The 24,069-nt window shown below is 41.7% G+C and carries 19 protein-coding genes; 8 read left to right on the top strand and 11 right to left on the bottom strand.

Annotated features, from left to right (window positions below; all coding sequences use genetic code 11):
- Positions 1 to 254: 254 nt before the first annotated feature.
- From Q1A31_RS19035 to Q1A31_RS19005, 7 genes are all read right to left on the bottom strand, one after another.
- Positions 255 to 1,487, bottom strand: coding sequence for a hypothetical protein (locus Q1A31_RS19035; protein ID WP_299880718.1), 1,233 nt, complete (start codon positions 1,485 to 1,487; stop codon positions 255 to 257).
- Entirely contained in the window at positions 1,478 to 1,933 is a 456-nt protein-coding gene (locus Q1A31_RS19030) for an isoprenylcysteine carboxylmethyltransferase family protein (protein ID WP_299880715.1), read from the bottom strand. The genes Q1A31_RS19035 and Q1A31_RS19030 overlap by 10 nt, the downstream gene beginning before the upstream one ends.
- 84 nt (positions 1,934 to 2,017) lie before the next feature.
- On the bottom strand, positions 2,018 to 2,392 hold the full coding sequence (locus tag Q1A31_RS19025) for a TfoX/Sxy family protein (RefSeq protein WP_299880712.1): 375 nt from the start codon (positions 2,390 to 2,392) through the stop codon (positions 2,018 to 2,020).
- A 43-nt stretch (positions 2,393 to 2,435) separates the two neighbouring features.
- The gene (locus Q1A31_RS19020; RefSeq protein ID WP_299880710.1) at positions 2,436 to 3,215 is read right to left on the bottom strand and encodes an outer membrane lipoprotein-sorting protein; all 780 of its coding nucleotides are present in this window, start codon (positions 3,213 to 3,215) and stop codon (positions 2,436 to 2,438) included.
- Positions 3,216 to 3,366: 151 nt separating this feature from the next.
- Positions 3,367 to 5,733, bottom strand: coding sequence for an RND family transporter (locus tag Q1A31_RS19015; protein ID WP_299880708.1), 2,367 nt, complete (start codon positions 5,731 to 5,733; stop codon positions 3,367 to 3,369).
- A 10-nt stretch (positions 5,734 to 5,743) separates the two neighbouring features.
- A complete protein-coding gene (locus Q1A31_RS19010) occupies positions 5,744 to 6,448 on the bottom strand; it encodes a TetR/AcrR family transcriptional regulator (protein WP_299880705.1) in 705 nt (234 codons plus the stop codon).
- A gap of 121 nt (positions 6,449 to 6,569) precedes the next feature.
- A complete protein-coding gene (locus tag Q1A31_RS19005) occupies positions 6,570 to 7,106 on the bottom strand; it encodes a hypothetical protein (protein ID WP_299880703.1) in 537 nt (178 codons plus the stop codon).
- 183 nt (positions 7,107 to 7,289) lie between these two features.
- On the opposite strand from Q1A31_RS19005, the gene metG reads away from it, so the two are divergent.
- Positions 7,290 to 9,413 carry a methionine--tRNA ligase gene (gene metG / locus Q1A31_RS19000; RefSeq protein ID WP_299880700.1) on the top strand — a complete coding sequence of 708 codons (2,124 nt, stop codon included), beginning with the start codon at positions 7,290 to 7,292 and terminating at the stop codon, positions 9,411 to 9,413.
- 140 nt (positions 9,414 to 9,553) lie between these two features.
- On the opposite strand, the gene Q1A31_RS18995 is transcribed toward metG, so the two are convergent.
- Both Q1A31_RS18995 and Q1A31_RS18990 read right to left on the bottom strand, forming a co-directional pair.
- Positions 9,554 to 10,105, bottom strand: coding sequence for a hemerythrin domain-containing protein (locus Q1A31_RS18995; protein ID WP_299880696.1), 552 nt, complete (start codon positions 10,103 to 10,105; stop codon positions 9,554 to 9,556).
- A 106-nt stretch (positions 10,106 to 10,211) separates the two neighbouring features.
- Positions 10,212 to 11,216 carry a DUF3179 domain-containing protein gene (locus tag Q1A31_RS18990; RefSeq protein WP_299880693.1) on the bottom strand — a complete coding sequence of 335 codons (1,005 nt, stop codon included), beginning with the start codon at positions 11,214 to 11,216 and terminating at the stop codon, positions 10,212 to 10,214.
- Between the two features lie 280 nt (positions 11,217 to 11,496).
- On the opposite strand from Q1A31_RS18990, the gene Q1A31_RS18985 reads away from it, so the two are divergent.
- The 6 genes from Q1A31_RS18985 to Q1A31_RS18960 all read left to right on the top strand — a co-directional run bounded on the left by Q1A31_RS18985 (position 11,497) and on the right by Q1A31_RS18960 (position 19,464).
- Entirely contained in the window at positions 11,497 to 12,750 is a 1,254-nt protein-coding gene (locus tag Q1A31_RS18985) for a sarcosine oxidase subunit beta family protein (protein WP_299880690.1), read from the top strand.
- Between the two features lie 211 nt (positions 12,751 to 12,961).
- On the top strand, positions 12,962 to 13,300 hold the full coding sequence (locus Q1A31_RS18980) for a sarcosine oxidase subunit delta (RefSeq protein WP_299880687.1): 339 nt from the start codon (positions 12,962 to 12,964) through the stop codon (positions 13,298 to 13,300).
- The gene (locus Q1A31_RS18975; RefSeq protein ID WP_299880684.1) at positions 13,297 to 16,332 is read left to right on the top strand and encodes a sarcosine oxidase subunit alpha family protein; all 3,036 of its coding nucleotides are present in this window, start codon (positions 13,297 to 13,299) and stop codon (positions 16,330 to 16,332) included. Before Q1A31_RS18980 ends, Q1A31_RS18975 begins: the two co-directional genes overlap by 4 nt.
- A gap of 60 nt (positions 16,333 to 16,392) precedes the next feature.
- Positions 16,393 to 16,980, top strand: a complete 588-nt coding sequence (locus Q1A31_RS18970) for a sarcosine oxidase subunit gamma (protein ID WP_299880681.1) — start codon at positions 16,393 to 16,395, stop codon at positions 16,978 to 16,980.
- 314 nt (positions 16,981 to 17,294) lie between these two features.
- Positions 17,295 to 18,515, top strand: coding sequence for an aminopeptidase P family protein (locus tag Q1A31_RS18965; RefSeq protein ID WP_299880678.1), 1,221 nt, complete (start codon positions 17,295 to 17,297; stop codon positions 18,513 to 18,515).
- A gap of 106 nt (positions 18,516 to 18,621) precedes the next feature.
- A complete protein-coding gene (locus Q1A31_RS18960) occupies positions 18,622 to 19,464 on the top strand; it encodes a PDZ domain-containing protein (protein WP_299880675.1) in 843 nt (280 codons plus the stop codon).
- Between the two features lie 142 nt (positions 19,465 to 19,606).
- On the opposite strand, the gene msrB is transcribed toward Q1A31_RS18960, so the two are convergent.
- A complete protein-coding gene (gene msrB, locus Q1A31_RS18955) occupies positions 19,607 to 20,071 on the bottom strand; it encodes a peptide-methionine (R)-S-oxide reductase MsrB (protein ID WP_299880721.1) in 465 nt (154 codons plus the stop codon).
- A 330-nt stretch (positions 20,072 to 20,401) separates the two neighbouring features.
- Entirely contained in the window at positions 20,402 to 21,313 is a 912-nt protein-coding gene (locus Q1A31_RS18950; RefSeq protein ID WP_299880672.1) for an AEC family transporter, read from the bottom strand.
- A 457-nt stretch (positions 21,314 to 21,770) separates the two neighbouring features.
- Between Q1A31_RS18950 and Q1A31_RS18945 the strand changes: the two genes are divergently transcribed.
- Positions 21,771 to 24,065: a peptidase U32 family protein gene (locus Q1A31_RS18945; protein WP_299880670.1), complete on the top strand. Its 2,295-nt coding sequence runs from the start codon at positions 21,771 to 21,773 to the stop codon at positions 24,063 to 24,065.
- The last annotated feature ends 4 nt before the right edge of the window (positions 24,066 to 24,069 follow it).

Genomic DNA, 24,069 nt, shown 5'->3' with positions numbered 1-24,069 from the left:
GCTTGCTATGCATGGCATGTTGAAAGAGAACAAGCCTTTTGATGGTACACGGTTTTATGATTTAGTAGCATCGTGATCCATTAGTTTTTTCTATTCGAAATGGGATTATTTACTTGACGGCGAACAGAGTATCTTTAAGGCGGTTTTTTTATGTATTCTTTTTACGTGTTTATTTATGCTTTGTTTTTTGCTTCTATTTTATTGCATCTCTTTAAGATCGCAACGCTAAAACGCTCTGCTTATCTGCCAATACTTTAAAAGAATTTTTGTAATTCAACTTGAATATAATCATCTTTGCTAAAGGTATATAAAGGGTCTTCTTTATCTACATCCGTAAATACCTGCCCTTCTATATTCAACTTCATTCCGTTTCCAATTCTGCGACTCGCTTCCAGTCGTAAACTTTTAGTCGAGTTGTCTAAATCCACGAATACACCCGCCAGTAGCTCACTACTATCTTCATCGTTCAATGCCAAACGCGCGCCAAAAAACAAGTCATTTTGAAAAGGTGCATTAGCGACTTCACCACGTGAGTCTCTGTGGTATTCAGCTAATAAACCAAGCTCTGTACCTGATTCTGTCAAAGCAGGCAGCGTGTATTCAAAACCTCCAACTGCAGCAGAATAATCATCGCCTTTGCGTTTGCGATGAATTGCTTCCAACTTCCAGATGATATCTTCAGCGGTATGCTGCAAATCTAAACCAAACTGGGTAATTTGCGGATAATAAGGCACTAATACTGGATCGCCATTTTTTAAGCCAAGCGTTAAATCAGGATCACGCGAGGTTCCTTTAAAAACATGCACCCCAAGATCAAGCTCATCAAAGGATTCTGACCAGCGTAACGCGTAATCAATATGCTTTTCTTCTGATGATGACTCATAGGTAGCGGCATCTGCATCGACAATTAAAGGAGTACGAAAACGCCCATTCTGACCCGCAAAGGTTCTTTCTCGAAAATACGGCAACACAAAGAAATCTACCGAACCATTGTCCATGAGACGACTCACCCGAAACATCGGCTGGCCTAATTTATCTTCACCATCGAGGTCTTCAACACCGTCAGTCTGGTTAATAATATCAACCAGATGCTGAGACTCGGTAACTCCCCAGAATTTTTTGCTGATACCAATTTGATATTCCCAATCGCCTTTACTCACTAGGTAATCTAGCTGGCGAATATCTCCATGGGTTCTTTCATCATCCTTTTCATCCCAGCGGTAAAAAGGAGTAAAGGTAAATTGCTGATCATCACCATCCCACTTGTGTTTGAACTCAGGAAGAAAGCTTAATGACACCCCCCCACTTTTAGCCTGTTTTGGGTAAGCAGGATCTGTCGTAAACAAACGCCCTTCTAAAGAAACATTGCCGGATAACTCAGCTGCAGTAACACTAGAAAACAAAATCAGGCTCGTTATCGAAACCGCCAGACTTGTTTTAATGTGTTTTTTTAGCTGTTTTAACTGTTTATGATTATTTAAAGCCATCGTCTAACCCTGTTTTTAAAATCTAAATATTCTTTGCCAAATTTTTGTTCCAGCATGCGCTCTTCTGGTTTTATCTGCATTTCTGTTATTAGCCAATAAAACATCGGCAACATTAAAAATGGAGACAGACTACCCAACCATATACCAAAACCAAATAATATAATGAGTAACCCTAAGTACATCGGATTTCGACTGTATTGATACAAACCTTTGGTAACAATACCCGTCGTATTTTCTGGTTTCATGGGATTGGGTGTCGTGTGTTTTTTCAAAAACAAAAACAGAGACCAAACATCAAAACACGCCGCGATAATAATAATACCCAGACCGATTTTGTTCCAAGGACTTTGAATAAGCTCGACAATAGGAATGTATTTGCTCAGTAGCCACATAATGATGGCAATACTAATAGCATATACTGGAGGTGGGATTTTAAGTTGTAACATCTAAAAGCTTCCGTGCTTTTCTATTAATGGCTATTGAATTTATCTTTTATTCGATATTGAATGAGTAATATTCTAATGCAGTTCTTACTTCACACGATAGGCAGACTGTAAGGCTTCTTTTGCCCATTTGAGCATCACTTCCTGATCTTCAAAACATTCTTCTGGTGCCGTGTAATATTTTCTTACCTTGACTATCCCGGTTTTCTTTTCATATTGAAAAGGCGTCATACCGAGCTTTTCATAGTTAGGTCGACTTACATCATCAACCACAAAATATAAAACATCGTTAATGATCATTCCAAACTGAACATCTTCTAACTGCTCTAGATACTCACCATTTTCACTAACGAGATAAGATGACCTTAAAGACTTACCCCCAAAAAAAGTTTTGACACTTATATCGGGCAAGTCGCAGAGTAAATCCTGAATATAAGCGAGGTACTCTGCTGAAACTGCCATTACTTAAAAATTCTTTATAGAGTAAAAGATGTTATATATTTAGCTATCTCGCTAAAGACTTTTTATTAAAGTCACGATTGTTTAAACCGGTTTTGAACTTGTAATTAGTCCATTGTAAAATAGTGCTTTTACCCGTTTGGTGATTTTGCATAGCCATGGTTGCAGGACGCCAGTGCTTACCCGCATATTGCTTGAAACCGGTTGCGTTTAGGGTCTTTAACAAAGAGTTTTTACGATCGTAATACATCACTTTTACAGGGCGATATTCTTTGGTATCAATCCAGGCAACCTGTTTCGTGTAACCAGAATATTTATAAGCTGGGGTGCGCTCCACAACATGACACTTCCAGCCACTTCCGCAAGCCTCTTCTTTTAGATATTTATAGGTGTATTTCTCAACTTCCTGCGAGCCTAAATCCTCAAATGCAAATTCACTGCCCATAAACGGGCCAGATTTATTACGCGAATTGATTCGCTTCACGCGTTTCAAAGCAGGCAGATAAAGCCATTGGTCATCGGGCTTTAAACCATGAGAAAAGGTTAGCATCGCCGTACCTTTTACATCAGCTGGCTCATCGAATAACGACAAAGACTTATCGCCATCACCCTTACCCTCAAGCGTTTTAATACGAATAATACGGCGACTGGTTTTGCCTGCGCGATTCTTCAATGTCATCACCATATTTGCAGTGAAATCTGAAAATCCCTGATCACTGACATCCGCAGCTTGAGCAATCTTCAAACCTTTTTCTGCCGGCGTTTCAGCATATAAACCCAATGATGAAACAGTTAACACTGTCGCTAGTAGCAGTTTGATTTTCATTATTTCTCCAATTATTCTCAATATTTATTTATTCGTATTTTCATTCATATCTAGATTCAAATTGTAGCTTTGAATTTGAATCTAAAATTTAACCGACTATGTAAATAAGACACAACTAACACTTTGCAGTTCAATCTCGGTGATAGTCGGTCTATTTAGTTTTTATCTCAGCCAGAACAGTTTCTGTTACTTTACTGTCTTTATTCAACCAGGCATCCAGCTTTATCAGCAATGGCGGTAATAACAAGAAATCAACAATCAAAGCTATCGCAATGACAATGGCGGTTAACAGCCCCATGCCTGAATTCAATTTAAAGGACGATGTCGCCAACACCAGAAAGCCAGCCACCAATGCGACAGAGGTTACCCAAAGAGCCACACCTACCGTAGAAAATGCATAACGTACAGCATCCTCAGCACCCAGCCCCTTTTCTCGTCTGGCACGTAAATACTTCGATAAGAAGTGAATAGTATCGTCGACGACTATTCCCAAAGTCATCGCGGTTACCACCGACAGCGCCAAACCAATTTCACCATTGATAATTGCCCAGATACCAAACGCCATACCCGCTGGAACCAGATTCGGAATGAGACTTAATAAGCCATATCGCCACGATTTCAAAGCAAATACTAATATCAACGAAATCAGAACCAAAGCAATGGTTGTTCCACTGATCATACTGATAATATTTTTCATACCAATATGGGCAAACATAATTGTCGGACTAGCCCCAATCGCTTTCAGTTTAGGAATATTTTCATCCATCCACTGATCTACGCGGGTTTCTATATCAAGCACTTGTTGCGTCGATATTGTCTTCAAAGTCACCGTGATGCGTGTACTTTTTTTGTCGATATCAATCTGATTATTCAAATCCAGTCCGAACGGCAAGGACATTTCGTAAAGCAATAGATACTGCGCCGCCATCTCTCGTGATTCAGGAAGTCGGTAGAAACTCTTGTCATCGCCATGCATGTTTTTATTCAGGCGGGTAAATGTATCCGTCACCGTATTGACATGAATGACTTCAGGCTGAGTATTTAGCCAATCGGTAAACTTTTTAATATTAGCCAAAACATCAGGGTCGGCAATATCACCCGTATTCTCGGTATTTATCGAATATTCAATATTATAAATACCAGTTAAATTCTGACTGATGAAATCTGTATCGCGACGAAATTCAATACGATCATCAAAGTACTCAACAAAAACATCGTTTAATTCATTAATAGGAATCAAAACAATCAACAAGACTGCAATTGAACTCATCCCTATAAGTAGCGCCTTTTGCTTAGCAATCACCCACTCCGCAAATGAAGACATGACTTTTAAAGTATGGGTTTCTTTCTTTTGTTCTTTAACAGGTAAAAGTGTAGCGATGGCAGGCAAGAAGAAAATAGAAAAGATGAAAGCTGCAAGAACGCCCATTGCAGCCACATTACCTAAATCACGAAATGGAGGCGCATCACTGGTATTTAATGATAGGAAACCGATAGCAGTGGTAAGCGATGTCAAAAACACCGGCATAAAGTTAACCCTAAGGCTTTCCACCATCGCTAATTTCTTGTCTTTACCATGACGTATTTCAGACAACCAGGTAGAGAGAATATGCACACAATCCGCTACAGCCAAGGTCAATATAATCACCGGCGCAGACATCACAGGAGACGACAACTGGATACCTAACCACCCTGCCAAACCAAAGGCGGTGACAACAGAAAACACAATTACCAGTAGAGTCGTTATGGTGCCCGAGATACTTCTCAGCAATAAATATACGGTAATCAGAATCAGCAACAATGCCATAGGCAATAGGTGTGACATATCGTAGATGGTCGCCTCACCAAAGGCATTATTCAACATTACAATACCGGATAAATAGACCGTTATTTCCGGATAGGTTTTCTCGATATAAGATTTAAGCTTACGAACTTCAGTAACAACTTCCGAAACCTGCTTTGTTGGATCAGCAGCTTTAGTAACGCCATTTTCATCCTGAATTTCTTTGGGAAATTCCATGGTGATATTGATCGAACTGACATGGGCTTTTTCAGAAATCAAACGATGCCGTAATAGCGGCTCATTGAGTGCGATATCTTTAATACGGGCTAGATCATCTGCGCTCAGCTCACTGGCTTCTTCGTATAAATTAGCCACTGACATATCATCTTCGACAGATTCACTGTGCTGATAGTTTGAAAGTGAATCAACACGAATCGAATAAGGCGTTTGCCAGGCTCTTTCAGTAACATCTTCAATGGCCGCAAGGGTGTCAGTTTTGAACACAACCCCATCTTTGGGTGCCAGCACAAGAATGACATTGTCATTTTTGGTATAGGTGTTTTGTAAATCTTCAAAAGCTTTTAAGCGCGGATCATCTTCAGAAAAGAAAATGTGGTAATCGTTATTAAAAAATAAATTTTTCGCACCAGAAGCAGCTATTAACATGAGTACAACTGACGCTATCAGCAATACCCAACGTAATTTAATAACACTCTCAGCATACTTCTTTATCATGCTCTTTTTCCTAAGTTTTTTTCCGTGGCCGCAGCGATTCTAGCTGATCTATAAGACCCTGACCACAACTCAGCAAGGCATCTTTACTTTGTAAACTTTTTGCATACCCTAAACAGCCTTCCAGAGAGGCAACAAACAATACTGAGGCTTGCTTTGAATCCACACTATTTTTGAAGTTACCCGCCAGTTTTCCTCTTTCACAGGCAGCTTCGATGGCTTCTTGCCACTCCGAGTATACTTTTGAAATACGCTCTCTAAACCCTTCGTCTATCGGGGACATTTCTTGTGCGAGATTATTCATAGGGCAACCTAAACGAATATCTGCGTCGGTCATAATCTGAGAGGTATTGATTAAAATATCCTGAATCGTTTTAATCGGATCATCGGTTTGGTTCAACGGCTCGATCCAGTTCTCTTTGATTGACTGAAAGATAAATTCATCAACCACAGCATAGCCAAGATCCATCTTATTTTTGAAATGATGGTAAAGAGCGCCCTTGGTGGTGCCGGTGTTTTTAAGAATATTATTTAGGCTAGCTGCCTGAAAACCGCAATGGTACATTTCATCGAAGGCTGCGAGCAGAATTTTTTCACGAGTGGCAGCGCTTTTATTGACAGAATCAGTACGTTTAGAATCAGCAGAACATGGACATAAACTTGACCATAATTTCCACCAACTTTGGGTAGGCTCAATAGTTTTAGAAAGGGACTTCATTGAAACAGAACAATACATACATACCGGTTGGTATGCAAACTTAAGGCTTAGTCATTAATAAAAGCAATAAAACCCTCTGTAAGTAGGGGGGTGCTTGAATAATTAAGAATTCCGGTATCAATCATTCCCAGGCGCCAATTTTAATTGAATTACCCTCGAAATAATGAGGCGGTATCTTTAATTGATAACTGACCCGAGCAGCAAAAACGGGTAAGCCATTCTCATCAAAAATATTTTTGGAACAGGTATCGTTAAATTCGCCTTTGGCATAATACAAAGGGCAATTCCGCGAATCTCCATGATTTATAAAGACGAAATAATCTGGTTTGATTGATCGAGTCTCTGTTGACAATGAATCATGCAATGTATTTTTAGATGATTTATTCCCTTTGTTCTTATTTAAATCAACTTTCTTAGAAAACTGCCGATAAAGTACCGCGGCTTCTTTTACGCCCCAACGCACCTTTCTTATTTCGCCTTTTCGCATATCGCTAATATCGATAGCAACAGTCGCTATTTGATTGTCTTTTGCATCTATCTGTTTATTTTCGTCTTGAGTAGTAAATAGGGTATTGAAGAAAACTGCTATCAATACAAGAAATCCAACAAAAAATAAGGATTTCAAAATAACGCGAAATAATAAACGACGACTTTCCATAGAATACACAAATCAAAAATTGAAACATTATAGTGAAAATACGAGGTCAAAGAACGATAAACTACTGAAAAAGAAATACCAAATGATCAGTAATGATACGCAATCCTTACTAGCGATTAATACGCCAGTCTGTTAATTTACACGGTCTTTACTCCTTACAATTAGTCCTGAAAACTTAGCCTTATGAATCCCGTTGAAAAACCACGCAAAATACTGATTACCTCTGCTCTTCCTTATGCCAATGGACCGATCCATTTAGGCCATATGGTGGAGTATATCCAGACGGATATCTGGGCACGTTTCCAACGTCTTCGAGGCAATAGCTGCATCTTCGCATGGGCTGATGATGCACACGGCACACCGATCATGTTGCGCGCTCAACAGGAAGGCATTGAACCACAAGAACTCATCGACAAGATGAAGCAGGAACATGAGCGTGATTTCAACGATTTCCTGATTTCATACGACAACTTTCACACCACCCATTCTGAAGAAAATAAGTACTTCTCAGAAACCATTTATTTAGCCGCAAAAGCTAAAGGTAATATCGCGACCAAAACCATCAAACAGGCTTACGACCCCGAAGCGAATATGTTTTTACCGGACCGCTTCATCAAAGGCGAATGCCCAAAATGTGGCACACCCGATCAATACGGTGATAACTGCGAGAGTTGTGGCGCAACCTATTCAACCACAGAAGTGGTTAACCCATATTCTGTCGTCACTGGCGCAACTCCAATCGAAAAAGACAGTGAACATTATTTCTTTAAAATCAACGACTATGCTGATTTTCTTAAAGAATGGGTAAATAGCGGCAGTGTACAAAAAGAAATCGCCAACAAAATGAATGAATGGCTGGAAGACGGCTTAAACGATTGGGATATTTCTCGCGATGCACCTTACTGGGGCTTTAAAATTCCGGGTACTGAAGATAAATACTTTTATGTGTGGCTAGATGCGCCTATTGGCTATATTGCATCATTCAAAAACTACTGTGATCGTGACGATAACGACATTGATTTCGATGAGTACTGGAGTGCTGAAAGAAACCAGAACAATGAAACCGAGCTGTATCATTTCATTGGTAAAGATATCGCCTACTTCCACACCCTATTCTGGCCTGCAGTTCTAAAGTCGGCAGATTTTCGTTTACCAACAGCCGTTTTTTGCCACGGCTTCTTAAACGTGAATGGTCAGAAAATGTCTAAATCACGCGGTACCTTTATTCAGGCACGCGTATTTCTTGATCACCTACCTGCTGAACCTCTGCGTTACTACTACGCGGCAAAACTAAGCAATACGGTTGACGATATCGACCTGAATTTGAAAGACTTCCAGCTACGCATTAATAGCGATCTGGTAGGAAAAGTCGTCAATATCGCCTCTCGCTGCGCAGGATTCATCAGCAAAAAGTTTGATGAAAAACTGTCTGCTACGCTTGCAGATGAAGCCTTGTATCAGCAATTCATTGATGCCAGCGACTCAATCGCACAGGCATACGAAGACCGCCGTTACAGTAAAGCAATGCGTGAAATCATGGCTTTAGCTGATCTTGCTAATCAATACGTTGATGAAAAACAACCCTGGGTATTAGCTAAAGATGAAACGCGCCAGCAGGAAGTACAAGATATCTGTTCATTAGGTATCAATATGTTCCGCGCGATCATTACCTACTTAAAACCTGTGTTACCTGAATTGGCGGCTAAATCTGAAGATTTTCTGAATGCTGGCGAATTGAGCTGGAATGATATAGCCACCCCCCTACTTTCAAGCGAAATTAAGAAATTCAAACCATTAATGACGCGAATCGAAGAAGATAAAGTAGATGCCATGCTGGAAGCCAATAAACTCTTATTAGCTGAAGCGGCTACACTGCAGGCGAAAACCAATACAAACAACACTGATAAAGATACGGATACAAAAATGAGTGATGCTAGCGACACAACGAATGAACAAGACCCAATCAGCCCAACCATCGAATTTGATGATTTCGCAAAGATTGATCTACGTGTAGTTAAAATTCTAAAAGCAGAACATGTAGAAGGAGCAGATAAATTACTTCAACTCACACTCGATCTAGGTGAAGGTGAAAGCAAAGGTCAGCGCAATGTCTTTGCAGGTATTAAATCTGCTTACGAGCCTGCTGAGCTTGAAGGTAAATTAACCGTTATGGTTGCAAACCTTGCACCACGCAAAATGCGTTTCGGCATGTCAGAAGGCATGGTACTAGCGGCCGGCCCCGGCGGCAAAGACATCTTCGTGCTTAATCCAGACGAAGGAGCTTTACCTGGAATGCGCGTTAAATAACAGCGACATCCTATTCAAGCTCTTCAATATTAGGAACTCAAAATCAGGAAATCTAAAGTATGTTAAATCAGCAATGTAAATTAATGTACTTTAGATTTTTATAGTCGATTTTATACAATGACTAACACCAAAAACCTGATCTAAGCTGCCTGATCTTTAATAGATTGATATAGATTTTGAAATGATTCTTCTACGCTATCGCTAAATAATGGGTCAGAATCAGCATCAATAAGCTCCTCAAGTAATTTCCAGTCTTTATCTTCAAGAGTTTCATTGATCAGTGGAAATATCACAGACTCTTCCAGATCCATATGTTCCCATTCAAGCTCAATGTAGTCCTTAATCTTCTTGACCAGATCTTCACGACTAATAAACTCTAAACCATTGATGGCGGTATCGAGCATCTCTTTAAATTTATCAGTCGTATTCGGCATATCCATATGCTGTTGAGTCAATTTTTTTAAAGCGTCTGCTTCATCCTTTGAACGGTGCTTAAAAACCTCAAAAACCTTGTCTTCTTTGGGATGGTGAATGATATCAGGATAACTTTGAATGTAGTGACTAGAATCATACATCAAACCAAGTGCAGCATCGTCGCCTTCAGCGATACGCTCCAATTGCAGTTCCATGATTTTTAGTACTTTTGCTAAGTTATGATGATCCTTTTTCAGTCCTTTCATTATGGTATGCATAGCTAAACTCCTGTTAAGTGAACATAAGTTGATACTAATACAGACTTTCATCGAAAAAATTGATATATATACGTTTTTATTAAATTGTTCAAATTTTCTTAATCGATCATTTTGAGCTTTTTTTAAACTTATAAATTTCAGCTTCAGGATGAAACGCATACCAGGCAAACCAGAATGTATTGGTACTGGTAACACCTTCACCGTTTGAATTTTTGAATGACCCATCTCTGTTGTCACTATCGAATTCGAGTGTTAATTCCTGCCCTTCAAAGGTATCTATTAGCGAAGTTTCTTTGGTTTCTGCAAAATATTTAGATAACTCTGCAAATGGATATACTTTTTGCTTATCGTTGATAGTGATTCCCAGCACTCTTTCTTTCGGGTGATAGCGTTTACTTTTAAAAGCGACGGGGAAATAGGTGCTGACATCTTTATCGTAAGTACCGTAAGGTGATCGATTGTAATCACGATCAAAACCAGTGTCGTTAGAAAGGACTTTGGTATCTGGATATTGCGCTTTCCAGGATGCCCAACTGGTATGCGCAGATTGAATCACCTTCAGCTTCTTATTAACCCATTTACCACTCACACCTTTTGATAAAATCTGTGACCACAGCGTTTCTGTCTGACGATCGAATAACAATACGTCGCTATTATATAACAAACCAGACACACCAAATTTATACGCTTTACCTTCAAAGTCAGCGGCGTAAACAATGCCACTTCCACATAAAGGGCAATAGGTTACCGCAACAGCTTTACCTGAGATCTCATCATTCACAATCTCATGCCAGTTTAATATTTTGATTGGATAGGCGCGTGCTTCTTCCTTTCCTTTTTGTCCTTCTTGTTCTAGTACAATCCCTAAAATTCGATCTGAATCTTTCAGATAATCTGCATCATCAGCGTTTAAAAAAGTAGGTTTATCAATGGAAGGAATCCCGTCACGTGGTGGCCCACCGCTTAGAATCTCTTTAACAGGAATGATGCTATTCTCAAGATCAAATCCGTTCTTGATCGGTTTAGCTATGGCGCTAGTGACCATTACACTGGTTGAAAAGAAAAAAGCGAATGCCGTTACAACAACAAACAAACTGTTTTTAAATTGCATAAATCCTCTGATCATTTTTAACAATTATTTTGATAAAGTTAGATACGCATAGAATGCTGAACTGGTTGTAAATCTATAATTAATAAAAATATACACCCCCCTACTTATAGGGGTTTTTTCTAACCATGTCGCTCTAACGATACTTTTAGACTCAGTAAAGTAATCGCTAAAGCTGTATAAAGTCAAAATGCTAGGCAGATGAGTCTGAATAGATTTACACTGTAATGTAACAGCGGATTTTAAAAAACGCTTTAAACAACAACACACAGAGATAAAGATTATGCAGCATTACTCGGGCTTTGGCCTGTTAAAGCATGCCATGAGTCACCACGAAAACTGGCAACGTGTCTGGCGTAACCCTACCCCAAAAAAATCCTACGATGTGGTTATCGTCGGTGGTGGCGGACATGGTCTGGCAACCGCTTATTATTTAGCCAAAGAATTCGGCATAACCAATGTCGCGGTTATCGAAAAAGGCTATTTAGGTGGTGGTAATACAGCAAGAAACACAACCATCGTGCGTTCTAATTATCTCTGGGATGAATCTGCGTTTTTGTACGAACACGCGATGAAGCTCTGGGAAGGCTTATCACAGGATTTAAACTACAACGTAATGTTTTCACAACGCGGCGTTTTGAACCTTGGTCATACCCTGCAAGATATGCGAGATATTTCTCGACGTGTGAATGCCAATCGCCTGAATGGTATCGACGGCGAAATGCTTGATGCACAACAGGTCAAAGAAATAGTGCCTGATATGGATTGCAGCGCGAATCGCCGTTATCCAGTAATGGGCGCATCATGGCAACCTCGTGGAGGTGTCGCCAGACACGATGCAGTGGCATGGGGTTTCGCTCGCGGTGCTGATGCCCTGGGTGTTGATCTCATTCAGCAATGTGCAGTAGAAGGTTTCGAAATAGAAGATGGCACGGTTACGGGCGTTAAAACAACGCAATACGGCACTATCAATGCAGGCAAAGTTGGTTGTGTGGTTGCTGGCAACTCTGGCGTACTTGCAGGTATGGCGGGATTACGTCTGCCACTTGAATCACACCCTTTACAAGCCTTAGTCTCTGAGCCGATAAAACCCATTTTAGACACCGTGGTAATGTCAAACCACGTGCACGGTTATGTCAGCCAGTCCGATAAAGGTGATTTGGTGATTGGTGCGGGTATCGACGGCTATAACGGCTACGGCCAACGTGGTTCGTACCCAACAATAGAACACACTGTGTCTGCGATTTTAGAACTATTCCCTATTTTCAGTCGTGTTCGCATGAATCGACAATGGGGTGGAATTGTTGATACTACGCCTGATGCGTGTCCATTAATCAGTAAAACTGAAATTGAAAATCTCTATTTCAACTGTGGCTGGGGTACTGGCGGCTTTAAAGCCACACCGGGTTCCGGGCATGTTTTTGCAGCATCTCTGGCGAAAGGCGAAATGCACGAATTAGCAAAACCATTCTCAATCGATCGATTCAATACCGGCGCTTTAATCGATGAACACGGCGCAGCGGGGGTAGCACACTAATGAGTTGCATCCACCTCCATAACACTAACTTTCGATTGATCTTGACTATGATATTTCAATACAAACATTTTTTTGATTCAATCACATCAATTTTACCCAATAGCAATTGCCTTCCTTCACATGGTAGCTATTGCTACCATGTTCAGTCCAGACAATCACTCTTGAATAAACTTGCTGCACCTGAATTCAAAAATATGAAGGAGACTGCAACTTGTTCCTAATCTACTGTCCATATTGCGAAGAAGAACGCGCAGAAGAAGAATTTCATGCCTCTGGTGAAGCGCATATCGTGCGCCCTACTGATCCCGAGTCATTGAGCGATGAAGCATGGGGAGATTACGTTTTCTTCCGTAAAAATCCACGCGGTAATCATCACGAGTTATGGCAGCACACCACGGGTTGCAGAAAATTCTTTTATATGACACGCGACACCGCTACCTACGAAATCAAAGAAATTTACAAAGTTGGTGAACAACCAAACGTTGCCACTGCACCTGCGGTTCCAAATAAATACGATCAATTCAGCAGTGCACAGGCGGTGAAAAAATGAGCCAGCCAAATAGAATTCAGGGAAACAACGCATCCGCACAAAGCCGTGTCGATGCAAGCAAACCAATTACCTTTAGCTTTAATAATAAACCCTATACGGGCTATTCTGGCGATACCATCGCTTCTGCGCTATTAGCTAATGATGTTGATGTAGTCGGGCGAAGTTTCAAGTACGGACGACCTCGTGGAATCATTGCTGCCGGTGCGGAAGAACCCAATGCGATCTTGCAATTAGGAAAGACAGAAGCGACCCAGATTCCCAATATTCGCGCCACTCAACAACTGATTTACGAAGGCCTTGAATGTCATAGCACTAATGGCTGGCCTAGCACTGAACGCGATGTGATGGGTGTCGTCGGTAAACTCTTCGGACGTTTTATGCCACCGGGTTTTTACTACAAAACCTTTATGGCGCCCAGCAAGCTGTGGATGACTTACGAAAAAATGATTCGTAAAGGTGCGGGCTTGGGACGTTCTCCCAAAGCGGTTGATCCCGATACTTATGAAACCATAAATCAACACGCCGATGTATTAGTCGTTGGTGGTGGCCCCGCTGGCATAACTGCTGCATTGAATGCTGCACGTACAGGTGCACGCGTGATACTAGCGGATGAACAAAATGAATTTGGTGGCAATCTACTAAGTCAGACTGATCTACTTGATGGTGCCCCCGCGCAGGATTGGATCGATAATTCAATCGACGAATTAGCGACTGCAGATAATGTAACACTACTAATAAATGCCACAGTTAATGGTTATCACGATCATAACTTCCTGACCATTCACGAACGCTGCACTGATCAAAGCTTTGATTTAGCGCCCGAAGGTGAAATTCGTCAAAGAATGCATCGGGTCCGCGCCAAACAAGTGATTCTCGCAACGGGCGCGCACGAACGCCCCTTGGTATTTGGCAATAACGATATACCGGGTTGTATGCTGGCCTCTGCGGTATCAACTTATATCAACCGTTATAACGTTGTACCCGGCAAAAAACTATTGTTGATGACGTCTAATGACAATGCTTACAACACCGCATTTGATTGGCATAACAGTGGTCGTCTCGTCAGAGCAATCATCGACACCCGTCCTGCGGCAGGAAAAGCAGTGGTTAAAAAGGCCACGGATGCGGGTATCGAAATCATCTACTCCAGCGCTATCGTTCAAGCACAAGGTAACACTTGCATTAGTAATGCGATGGTTGCGCCTCTGAATGAAACGGGTGAAAAACTAAGCGGTAGCGTTAAGCAATATGATTGCGACACGATTGCGACCTCTAGCGGCTGGAACCCAGCTGTGCATTTATCCTGTCACACAGGCGGTCGCCCTACCTGGCGTGAAGATATTCAAGGCTTTGTTCCGGATAACTTCAATAAAAACATGATCGCAACCGGTGCGGGTAACGGATTATATCCGCTTGCAGAAATTTTACAAGACGCGGCGTCTGCAGGAGCATTTGCGGCTAATGCCTGCGGCTTTAACGCGACTAAAACAAGTTATGCAAAAGCGGAAGTCGAAGACGTTGCTCCTTCCATGCCGATCTTTCATATTCCGCACTTTAAACCGACCAGTCGTGCGCCTAAGCAGTTTGTTGATTTCCAGCTAGACGTAACCGCCGCAGGTATCGAACTTGCAGTTCAGGAAGGTTTTGAATCCATCGAACATGTAAAGCGTTATACCGCTTTAGGCTTCGGAACCGATCAAGGAAAGCTAAGCAATATCAATGGCATGGCGATTGCAGCTAAAAAATTAGGTAAGACGATACCGGAAACCGGCACCACTGTTTTCCGTCCTAATTACACACCCGTGACTTTCGGTGCGATCTCTGGCCGTAATGTGAACGAGTTTTTCGATATAGAACGCTATTCTGCCCTGCACACATGGCATGTGGAAAATGGCGCTGAGTTTGAAGATGTCGGCCAATGGAAACGCCCCTGGTACTTCCCGAAAGGTGAAGAATCCATGCACGAAGCGGTTAATCGCGAGTGTTTGGCAACCAGAAACGGCGTGGGTATTATTGATGCATCAACACTGGGTAAAATAGATATTCAGGGTCCGGACGCACGTGAATTCCTCAACAGGGTTTATACCAATGCCTGGAGCAAATTACCTGTCGGTCGTTGTCGCTATGGTTTGATGTGTGGCGAAGACGGCATGGTATTTGATGATGGCGTTACCTCATGCATTTCAGATAACCACTTTATTATGACGACCACTTCAGGTGGTGCAGCTCATGTATTTAACTGGCTGGAAATCTGGCATCAAACCGAATGGCCTGAGCTGGAAGTTTACTTCAATAGTGTCACCGATCAGTGGGCAACGCTTTCTATATCGGGCCCTAAAGCACGACTATTGCTAGGCGAGCTGACCGATATCGATCTGAATCCTGATACCTTCAAGTTTATGGATTTACGTGAAGGCGTAGTCGCGGGTGTACCAGCGCGTGTTTTCCGCATCTCATTTACTGGCGAACAATCCTACGAGATAAACGTGCAAGCCAACTATGCGCTAGCAGTCTGGGAAAAGTTATTCGAGCATGGTGCAAAATACGACATCACGCCTTACGGCACTGAAACCATGCACGTATTACGTGCTGAGAAAGGCTTCATCATCGTGGGTCAGGATACCGATGGATCGATGACACCTTATGATCTGGATATGGGCTGGGCGGTTTCACCCGCAAAAGAATTCAGCTTTTTGGGTAAACGCTCGTTAGCGCGTGAAGATACGGTCAAAGAAAACAGAAAACAGTTAGTGGGATTAAAAACCACAGACGCCAAAACAGTTGCTCCAGAAGGATCGCAAATTGTCCTGGACCCGAATCAAAAAATCCCGATGACAATGGTCGGACACGTTACTTCCAGTTATTACAGCGCGGTGTTAGAGCGCAGTATTGCAATGGCGGTGATTAAAGGCGGCTTGGATAAAATGGGCGACAAGGTATATATGCCACAAGCGGATGGAACAACCATAGAGGCAGAGATTTGCAGCCCTGTTTTCTATGATCCAAAGGGAGAACGTCAAAATGTTAAATAATAACTGGGCCAGTAAAATGCTACTTTGCAAAAAAACGCCTCAAAGTACGGGGGTGGCTTTATGATGGAACTCAATCCCAAGGATACAAACATTCAACGTTGCCTATCCATGCATCATGTATCGCAGAAACACCCTGCTGAAAGCGTTCACTACAGCTTGCAGGAAATGGCGCTTGGTCATCTGATGGTCCGTATTCCAGAGACGAATACAGACGCCATCAAAGCGATTAAATCAGTGATAGGTTTAGACTTACCGACACAGCCATTGTCATCGGTTGAAAACAATCACTTTGTGATTAACTGGATTGCCCCCGATGAGTTTTTGATTCTTACCGCGGATAAAACTGAACATGCCTTAGAAGCTAAATTACGCGAAGAAATATCAGGACATTTTGCCATTGTAGATGTTACTGGTGGTCAAACAGTATTATCTTTATCTGGCGAACGCGCTGAAATCATCCTAAAGAAATCCAGTACTTACGATGTACATATCAGCTACTTTCCCATTGGAAAAGTAGTCACGACCGTATTTGCCAAATCACAGCTTGTGATGAGACGAACCGGTGCGGATAGTTTTCAACTAGTGGTCAGAAGAAGTTTCAGTGATTACATCTGGCAATGGATTGTCGATGCTGGTTCACGCGCATAGAATCAAACTTTAACAACAATTATCAACCAAGAATATCAACCACGAACAATAGAATTTAAACAACAACGCTAACGTTGGAAAACAAGCGAAGTCATGACTGTGGTTTGCTTTTGTATATACAAAGGTAACCACAGTGATGTTTACTTACTTAGTCATTACTACAACAGCTTATTCAAGCTACAAATGACACCCCCCTACTTATGGGCACTTTTTTGTACATTACGTTGTGCTTTGTTTTACGCTTTTTTGCATAGCGTTTTGCACATGATGTACACATAAAGAACGGGGATTACGTTTAAAGAGGTTCATTACCAATGAATAAAAATGCGACACTAAATATGCCAAGCTACATCAACATTCCGAATGGCGAGGCGGTCAACCCAACATTTAGTAAACAGGAAATGCAGTCACGCGTCGACAAACTACGGGTTCTGATGTCAACACTGAATATCGACAGTTGCCTGATGACATCGATTCATAATATCAACTATTACAGCGATTTCCTCTATTGCTCTTTTGGTCGCAAATATGGGCTTGTTATCAATCACGACACCCAAATTACAGTCACTGCAAACATAGATGGCGGGCAACCATACCGTCGAACCTTTGGCGAAAACCTGGTTTATACCGATTGGCAGAACGATAATTTTTACAAAGCCAGCGCATCTTTAATCAAAGGAAAACAACGTGTTGGCATCGAATTTGATCAAGTTCCACTAGAGATGCTGGAAAAACTAAAACTAGCGATGCCGGAATCTGAGTTTGTCGATATCAGTGCCGGTGCCATGAAACTTCGTATGATCAAATCAGCTGAAGAAATTGCACACATCACCAAAATGACCGCGATTGCAGATATTGGTGGCGCAGCGTGTGTCGAAGCAATTGGTGTAGGTGTGCCAGAGCACGAAGTCGCATTGCATTCGACCCAGACCATGGTGCGTGAGATCGCCAAGGTATTCCCTGATGGTGAATTACTGGATACATGGACATGGTTCCAGTCGGGCATGAATACCGATGGTGCGCATAACCCGGTTACCTCTAAAAAGATCGAAAGTGGCGATATTTTAAGTTTGAATTGCTTTCCAATGGTCGCAGGCTATTACGTAGCGTTGGAACGAACATTGTTTGCAGAATCAGCCTCTGACGAACATCTACGCATGTGGGAAGTTAACTGCAAAGTACACGATGAAGGCAAAAAACTGATCGTACCTGGCGCACGCTGTTGCGATATCGCTTATGCATTGAATGAGATTTATGCAGAACACGATTTACTCCAATACCGTACTTTTGGTTATGGTCACTCGTTTGGTGTGTTGTGTCATTACTATGGTCGTGAAGCAGGTCTTGAGCTGCGTGAAGAAGTTGAAACAGTACTCGAAAAAGACATGGTGGTTTCAATGGAGCCAATGATTATGCTGCCAGAAGGTATGCCAGGTGCTGGCGGTTATCGCGAACATGATATCCTGGTTCTGACTGATGATGGCGCGAATAATATTACGGGTTTCCCGTATGGCCCTGAGCACAATATTATCTAGCTTGATTGTTCTTCGTTTTAAAAAACTCCCCCAAAGTGGGGGGGTGATTTCAGACAATCTCATTTATAATCAAGCTTACTAACTATTGATGAGAGTTGAGTAAATCATGAAAATCCGGATTCAAAATATCACTGCACCTATTTTTGCCATTGCCCTAACGACTGGCGTCAGTCAGGCGCAATCCCCAGTTTTTCCTCCTGATAGAGTATTCCCTCAACAGCCTGTTCAGATGTACCCTCAAATGCCAAATGCACCTTACGGTAATCCCTATGGGCAGATGAATATGCCAGCTGTTCAAAACAATCAAAACCTGCAAGCACAACCACAAAAACCGCTTAGAGAATTATCTGGCTATCTGGGAATCGTGCTAGATCTTGTGCCTGAAGCTGTGACCGCACAATTACCTCAGGGTGTAAAACAAGGCGTTTTAATCAAAAGCTTTTCTGAAAATTCTCCTGCCAAATCAAGTGAATTAAAGCCATACGATGTGATGTTTGCCTACGATGATATAAAACTCAACCACCCTGCGCAGTTCATTAAAATTGTCAGAGATGACAAACCCGGTCGTGAAGTAAAAATTAAAGTGGTTCGAAAAGGGGAAATTCTGAAAATTCCCGTAGTAATCGGTGCGCAAAAAACACCTGATCCAAAAGAATTCAATGGCCTGGCAATTAAACAAATCGGTAAAGATAAATACCGCGCGATTGTGCGATTTGTCGGACCCAGTGGAAACAAACAAATACGCTCTTACGAAGGGAATCGCGCTGAGATTTTTGAGCAGGCGCAATATGCTCAGGATTTACCACCGGCTGAAAGACAGCAATTACTCTATGCCACGCGTCCCAGAAACAAAAAATCAAACAACGGTTTCGGTAACTTCTTTCCTTTTGGTGGGAATAACAACAGCGGCGGTGACTTCATGAATCCGCGCAAATACTTTAATTGGTAACTTAACTTATAGTGATATTAATGCTGTAAAAGCATTTGATTTCTATAAAAAAATAAGAAACTACGCTCATATTCAGTTTTTAAAATATGAGCGTGGTTTTGAACTTACAAATCGATATTGCCCAAACTAGTCAGTGTGTATTTTACTTAAATTCAAGCGCTAATTTATCGTACCCTGCTTGCTTAAGCTGATCTTTGGGAATGAATCGCAACGACGCTGAATTAATGCAATAGCGTAGGCCATTTGCACCAGGACCATCATCAAAAACGTGTCCTAAATGAGAGTCAGCAAATTTTGAACGAACCTCAACACGTGAATAAAACAGTGATTTATCGGCTTTTTCGACGATATTTGTAGCGACTAAAGGCTTGGTAAAACTCGGCCAGCCAGTTCCTGATTTATATTTATCTTTCGAACTGAACAAAGGTTCGCCAGAAACCACATCCACATAGATGCCTTCCTGTTTATTGTTCCAATACTCATTGGAAAATGCTCGCTCTGTCGCATCTCTTCGTGCCACATCGAACTGAATTTTAGTCAGGGTTTTCTTAAGTTCTGCATCGCTGGGGCGAACCCAATCCGCCGTTATATTTTTAATTGGAGCCATTTGATGCTGAGCATTCATTGTCGCATCTGCGCTAACGCTGGTAGGTTTATTGGCATAAACCGAAAACCCAACCCCAGAAAGAAAAAGTGCTAAGCTACCATAAAGAAAAAACGTCTTAAATTTACCTACTTGCATGTACTTATCCTCTTTCGAATTATCATATTTAGTTAAATCATTTAGATCAGCTATCTTGTATAAGTTCAAAATCAGAATAACGATTATCTGCATTTGATTCTTATTTCGAATTTATATCAAAGATGGATCTATCAAACTAATACGGCATAATTAACTTGCCGGATGCATATTAGAGTTCTAATGAAAAAATAACGGCTATATTCCCAATATCCAGAATAATACAAAATACGACAAGCTGGAAAATATCGTTTGAAACGTAATAATGCGAGACATCAAGCTATGATCACCTCCCATGTTTTTCGCTAAAATATAAGATGCTGGCGCAGTGGGTGAAGCAGCAAAAATAAGAATAATCATCTGTGTCTGACGATCAAAACCAAACGCGACAGTAATGCCATAAGCGATAATGGGGTAAATCAACAACTTCAGCACGCTTGCTGTTAAAAGCGGTCGTAGCACAGATTTCAAATCTTTAAATATCAACGCTGCACCAACTGCCATCAAGCCTATAGGTAATGCGGTAGAACCCATTAAACTGATGGTAATCTGCACCGGAGAAGGTAAATGGATATTACCCAGATTCAGTCCAATGCCGACGACACAGCCAATAATTAAAGGGTTTTTAATAATCTGCTTGAGCACCGACATGAAGTTGGCTGGCCCAGGTCTATTGCCATAACGATGCAATACGATCACCACCAGAAAATTCAATGCGGGGATCAGAATCGCGGTAATGATGACCGCGGTGATCAAGCCCGAATTACCAAACAGGTTTTCCGCCAGTGACAAACAGATAAAGGTATTGAAACGTGTCGTCCCCTGAAACACCGAACTAAAACTCGGATTTTCAACCTTTAACAAAGGCTTTATCAATAAGGTAATCATGCCGATGATCGCCATACCTAAGCACAAGGCAGAAATTAGCGGGATCGCATCTGTGTCTGAGAGATCCGCAACCGACATTTTCGACACCAGCATCGCGGGGAATAACACGTAGTAAACCAGTTTCTCTGCGTCATTCCAGAATGCTACGCTCATTAATTGATAATGACGCATCGTGTAACCCATCACGATTAATAAAAATATGGGGAGAATGGCGTTGATCATGACAAATAAGTGAATGCTAATTGGCTACAAGAGAGGAGAATGTACTTCTGATTATTGAATTTGAATTATCCTATATTCTAGGTCTAAGAAGAAAGCAGAGTTTTGTCTTTTAGCCATTTAAATAGATGTAGAAAAAAGCGCTTAAAAAAAGTGCCCATAAGTGGAGAGGTGGCTTTCTTAGGCTCACCAGGAGCCAAGAAAGTCCATCGTAGATTCAGTAAGGAATCGTCGATGTACCTTGACTACTCATCTTCAATCCCTAGAGTTTTTTATGGTGAAACTCGGCTACTTATTCACCCTGCTACGAATGTACTATTTGGCATTCATAAGAAACATAGCGATACTTCTCCATTACCGTTAAAATCGCGCGATAAACCATCCACTGTCCGTATCCAACTAAACATATCGGCCTGCCCAATTAGTAACATAAAAGTTAAAGAAGTTAGTGAGTAGCAACATGAGTAGAAAAATTGAATTATTAGCACCCGGTGGCGATGTTGAAGCCATTAAAGCCGCCGTCATAGCCGGTGCCAATGCGGTCTACTGTGGTCTGAATAAATTCAATGCGCGTAATCGCGCTTCTAACCTTTCTTTTGATGACTTAACCGGTGTTATCCGTTTAGCGCACAAATACGATTGTGAAGTGTTCTTGACAATGAATGTAGTGATTCTGGAACAAGAACTCCCTACCCTGATCAAACTATTGAATAAATTAGTCAACTCGGGCATCGATGGCATCATCGTGCAGGACATTGGCGTATTCAATTTAGTGAAGAAGTACTTTCCGACGCTCGATATTCACGCCTCGACACAGATGACCACGCATAACGAAGGGCAGATCAAGTTTCTCGCCAAGATCGGCGCATCACGCCTTAACTTATCACGCGAGATGAATATCGACGAAGTGAAATCATTAACCGCCCTCGCCCACGAACACAATGTACTTACCGAAGTGTTTGTACATGGCGCTTTATGTATCGCTTTTTCTGGTCAGTGTTATTCCAGTTCAGTGAGTGTCGGTAACTCGGGTAATCGTGGAAGCTGCAGTCAGGCATGTCGTGAAGAATATGAAATCACCGAAGCGGGTAATAAATTTCCGCTAAATCTTAAAGACAATTCAGCCTATTTTGATCTGCCTCAGCTGGTTGAAGCACAGGTTGATTCATTGAAAATTGAAGGCCGCATCAAAAACGCACACTATGTTTATACCGTGACCGACACCTGGCGCAAGTCGATCGACTCCTTTGTTGAATCAGGTAAGTTAATGGCTGATGATTCGAATTTACACCGTGTCTTTAATCGCGATTTCACCAACTCGTTTTTACAGGGCAACCTGACGAAGGATATGTTCATCGACAACCCTCGTGATCACAGTATTAAACACGCGGTTGATAATAGTAGCGCCAAAACAGTGATTCAGATTCAGGAAATCAAAGACGACTTATTCGTTAAAAAAGATCAGATTGGCGAAGAACTGGCAGAGAAAACCCAATACCTGAGTATTGCAAAACTCCCCTTGCAGATGACTTTTTCTGGTCAACTCGATGAGCCATTAACGTTAACCATGACCGTAGGTGATGTTATTGATAGTGGCGAACACGGCATTAATACCAACAAAGTCCATACTTTGCAGACCGAATCAAAACTGCGCACAACCAAAGATTTAGCCATCACTCAAAGCGTTATTGAAAAGCGCTTCAAGAACTTTGCTAGCGATGGTTATACCATTGAAGGGTTTGATTGTAGCGATTTAGGCGAAGACTTAAGTATTCCGTTTAAAGAACTGACTTTAATGAAAAATCAGGCCGCTTATTTATTAAACGGTGAAGTTGAGATTGTTCCTCATGTGGAAGTGCCTCGTTTAGAAAATCATCCTAAAACGTCGACTAAACACAACATGTCGATTCTAATCGCTGACGAAAAAGATGTGCATTTGTGTAACCTCACCAATGCTGATGTGTATTTCAAACTCCCGGAAAGCTGGAAAAAAGATAACGACAAATACATCGAAATCTTTGAACGTAATCCGCAATTGATTCCGTGGTTTCCTGCGGTTTTAATCGGCAAAGATTATGATGAGTCTGTGCGTCTACTCGAACGTATCCGCCCTGCTCGCATTGTCAGCAACAATACCGGCATCGCTTTTGTCGCCTACGAAATGGGTATCGAATGGATTGCCGGACCTTTCTTGAACACCACCAATTCCTATGCGCTATTAACACTACAAGAAGAATTGAATTGTGCCGGCGCCTTTATTTCTAACGAGATAAATCGTATTCAAATCAAAAATATCGCACGCCCTGAAAACTTCAAAATGCTCTACAGCATCTATCACCCTATTCTGATGATGACCAGTCGCCAGTGTTTCTTCCAGCAAACCGTTGGCTGCAAAAAACCCAGCATCGAAGATGGCTGCATGCTGAAGTGTAAAAAAGAAACCACGATTACCAGCGTTAGAGGTGTGAAGTATGCGGTCGATAAACAACGTGGTGGTTACCCTAGCATTTACAATCACGAGCAATTCCTGAACCCGGAAATTGTTAATGATCTGGGCGATTTATTTGACGAGTTCTTTATCGATCTCACCAATATTGGAGCAGGTTCTAAGCAGGAACACGACAAAACCGAATTGATTACGCACTTCGAAAACCTGTTAAATGCAGACAATGATTACGACAAAGAACAGGCGCAACTAGAGTTAAGCCACATCGTCACGCTCTCGACAAATGCCCAATACAGTCAAGGTTTGTAACGCT

Origin of the sequence: uncultured Cocleimonas sp. (assembly GCF_947495625.1) — a bacterium.
Taxonomy (GTDB): Bacteria; Pseudomonadota; Gammaproteobacteria; order Thiotrichales; family Thiotrichaceae; genus Cocleimonas.
This window is presented reverse-complemented; position numbering and strand designations above follow the sequence as displayed.

Excerpts from the sequence above, each read along its gene's own strand:
- Q1A31_RS19035 (WP_299880718.1), bottom strand. The coding sequence starts at position 1,487 with ATGGCTTTAAATAATCATAAACAGTTAAAACAGCTAAAAAAACACATT.
- Q1A31_RS19030 (WP_299880715.1), bottom strand. The coding sequence starts at position 1,933 with ATGTTACAACTTAAAATCCCACCTCCAGTATATGCTATTAGTATTGCC.
- Q1A31_RS19025 (WP_299880712.1), bottom strand. The coding sequence starts at position 2,392 with ATGGCAGTTTCAGCAGAGTACCTCGCTTATATTCAGGATTTACTCTGC.
- Q1A31_RS19020 (WP_299880710.1), bottom strand. The coding sequence starts at position 3,215 with ATGAAAATCAAACTGCTACTAGCGACAGTGTTAACTGTTTCATCATTG.
- Q1A31_RS19015 (WP_299880708.1), bottom strand. The coding sequence starts at position 5,733 with ATGATAAAGAAGTATGCTGAGAGTGTTATTAAATTACGTTGGGTATTG.
- Q1A31_RS19010 (WP_299880705.1), bottom strand. The coding sequence starts at position 6,448 with ATGAAGTCCCTTTCTAAAACTATTGAGCCTACCCAAAGTTGGTGGAAA.
- Q1A31_RS19005 (WP_299880703.1), bottom strand. The coding sequence starts at position 7,106 with ATGGAAAGTCGTCGTTTATTATTTCGCGTTATTTTGAAATCCTTATTT.
- metG (WP_299880700.1), top strand. The coding sequence starts at position 7,290 with ATGAATCCCGTTGAAAAACCACGCAAAATACTGATTACCTCTGCTCTT.
- Q1A31_RS18995 (WP_299880696.1), bottom strand. The coding sequence starts at position 10,105 with ATGCATACCATAATGAAAGGACTGAAAAAGGATCATCATAACTTAGCA.
- Q1A31_RS18990 (WP_299880693.1), bottom strand. The coding sequence starts at position 11,216 with ATGCAATTTAAAAACAGTTTGTTTGTTGTTGTAACGGCATTCGCTTTT.
- Q1A31_RS18985 (WP_299880690.1), top strand. The coding sequence starts at position 11,497 with ATGCAGCATTACTCGGGCTTTGGCCTGTTAAAGCATGCCATGAGTCAC.
- Q1A31_RS18975 (WP_299880684.1), top strand. The coding sequence starts at position 13,297 with ATGAGCCAGCCAAATAGAATTCAGGGAAACAACGCATCCGCACAAAGC.
- Q1A31_RS18970 (WP_299880681.1), top strand. The coding sequence starts at position 16,393 with ATGATGGAACTCAATCCCAAGGATACAAACATTCAACGTTGCCTATCC.
- Q1A31_RS18965 (WP_299880678.1), top strand. The coding sequence starts at position 17,295 with ATGAATAAAAATGCGACACTAAATATGCCAAGCTACATCAACATTCCG.
- Q1A31_RS18960 (WP_299880675.1), top strand. The coding sequence starts at position 18,622 with ATGAAAATCCGGATTCAAAATATCACTGCACCTATTTTTGCCATTGCC.
- msrB (WP_299880721.1), bottom strand. The coding sequence starts at position 20,071 with ATGGCTCCAATTAAAAATATAACGGCGGATTGGGTTCGCCCCAGCGAT.
- Q1A31_RS18950 (WP_299880672.1), bottom strand. The coding sequence starts at position 21,313 with ATGATCAACGCCATTCTCCCCATATTTTTATTAATCGTGATGGGTTAC.
- Q1A31_RS18945 (WP_299880670.1), top strand. The coding sequence starts at position 21,771 with ATGAGTAGAAAAATTGAATTATTAGCACCCGGTGGCGATGTTGAAGCC.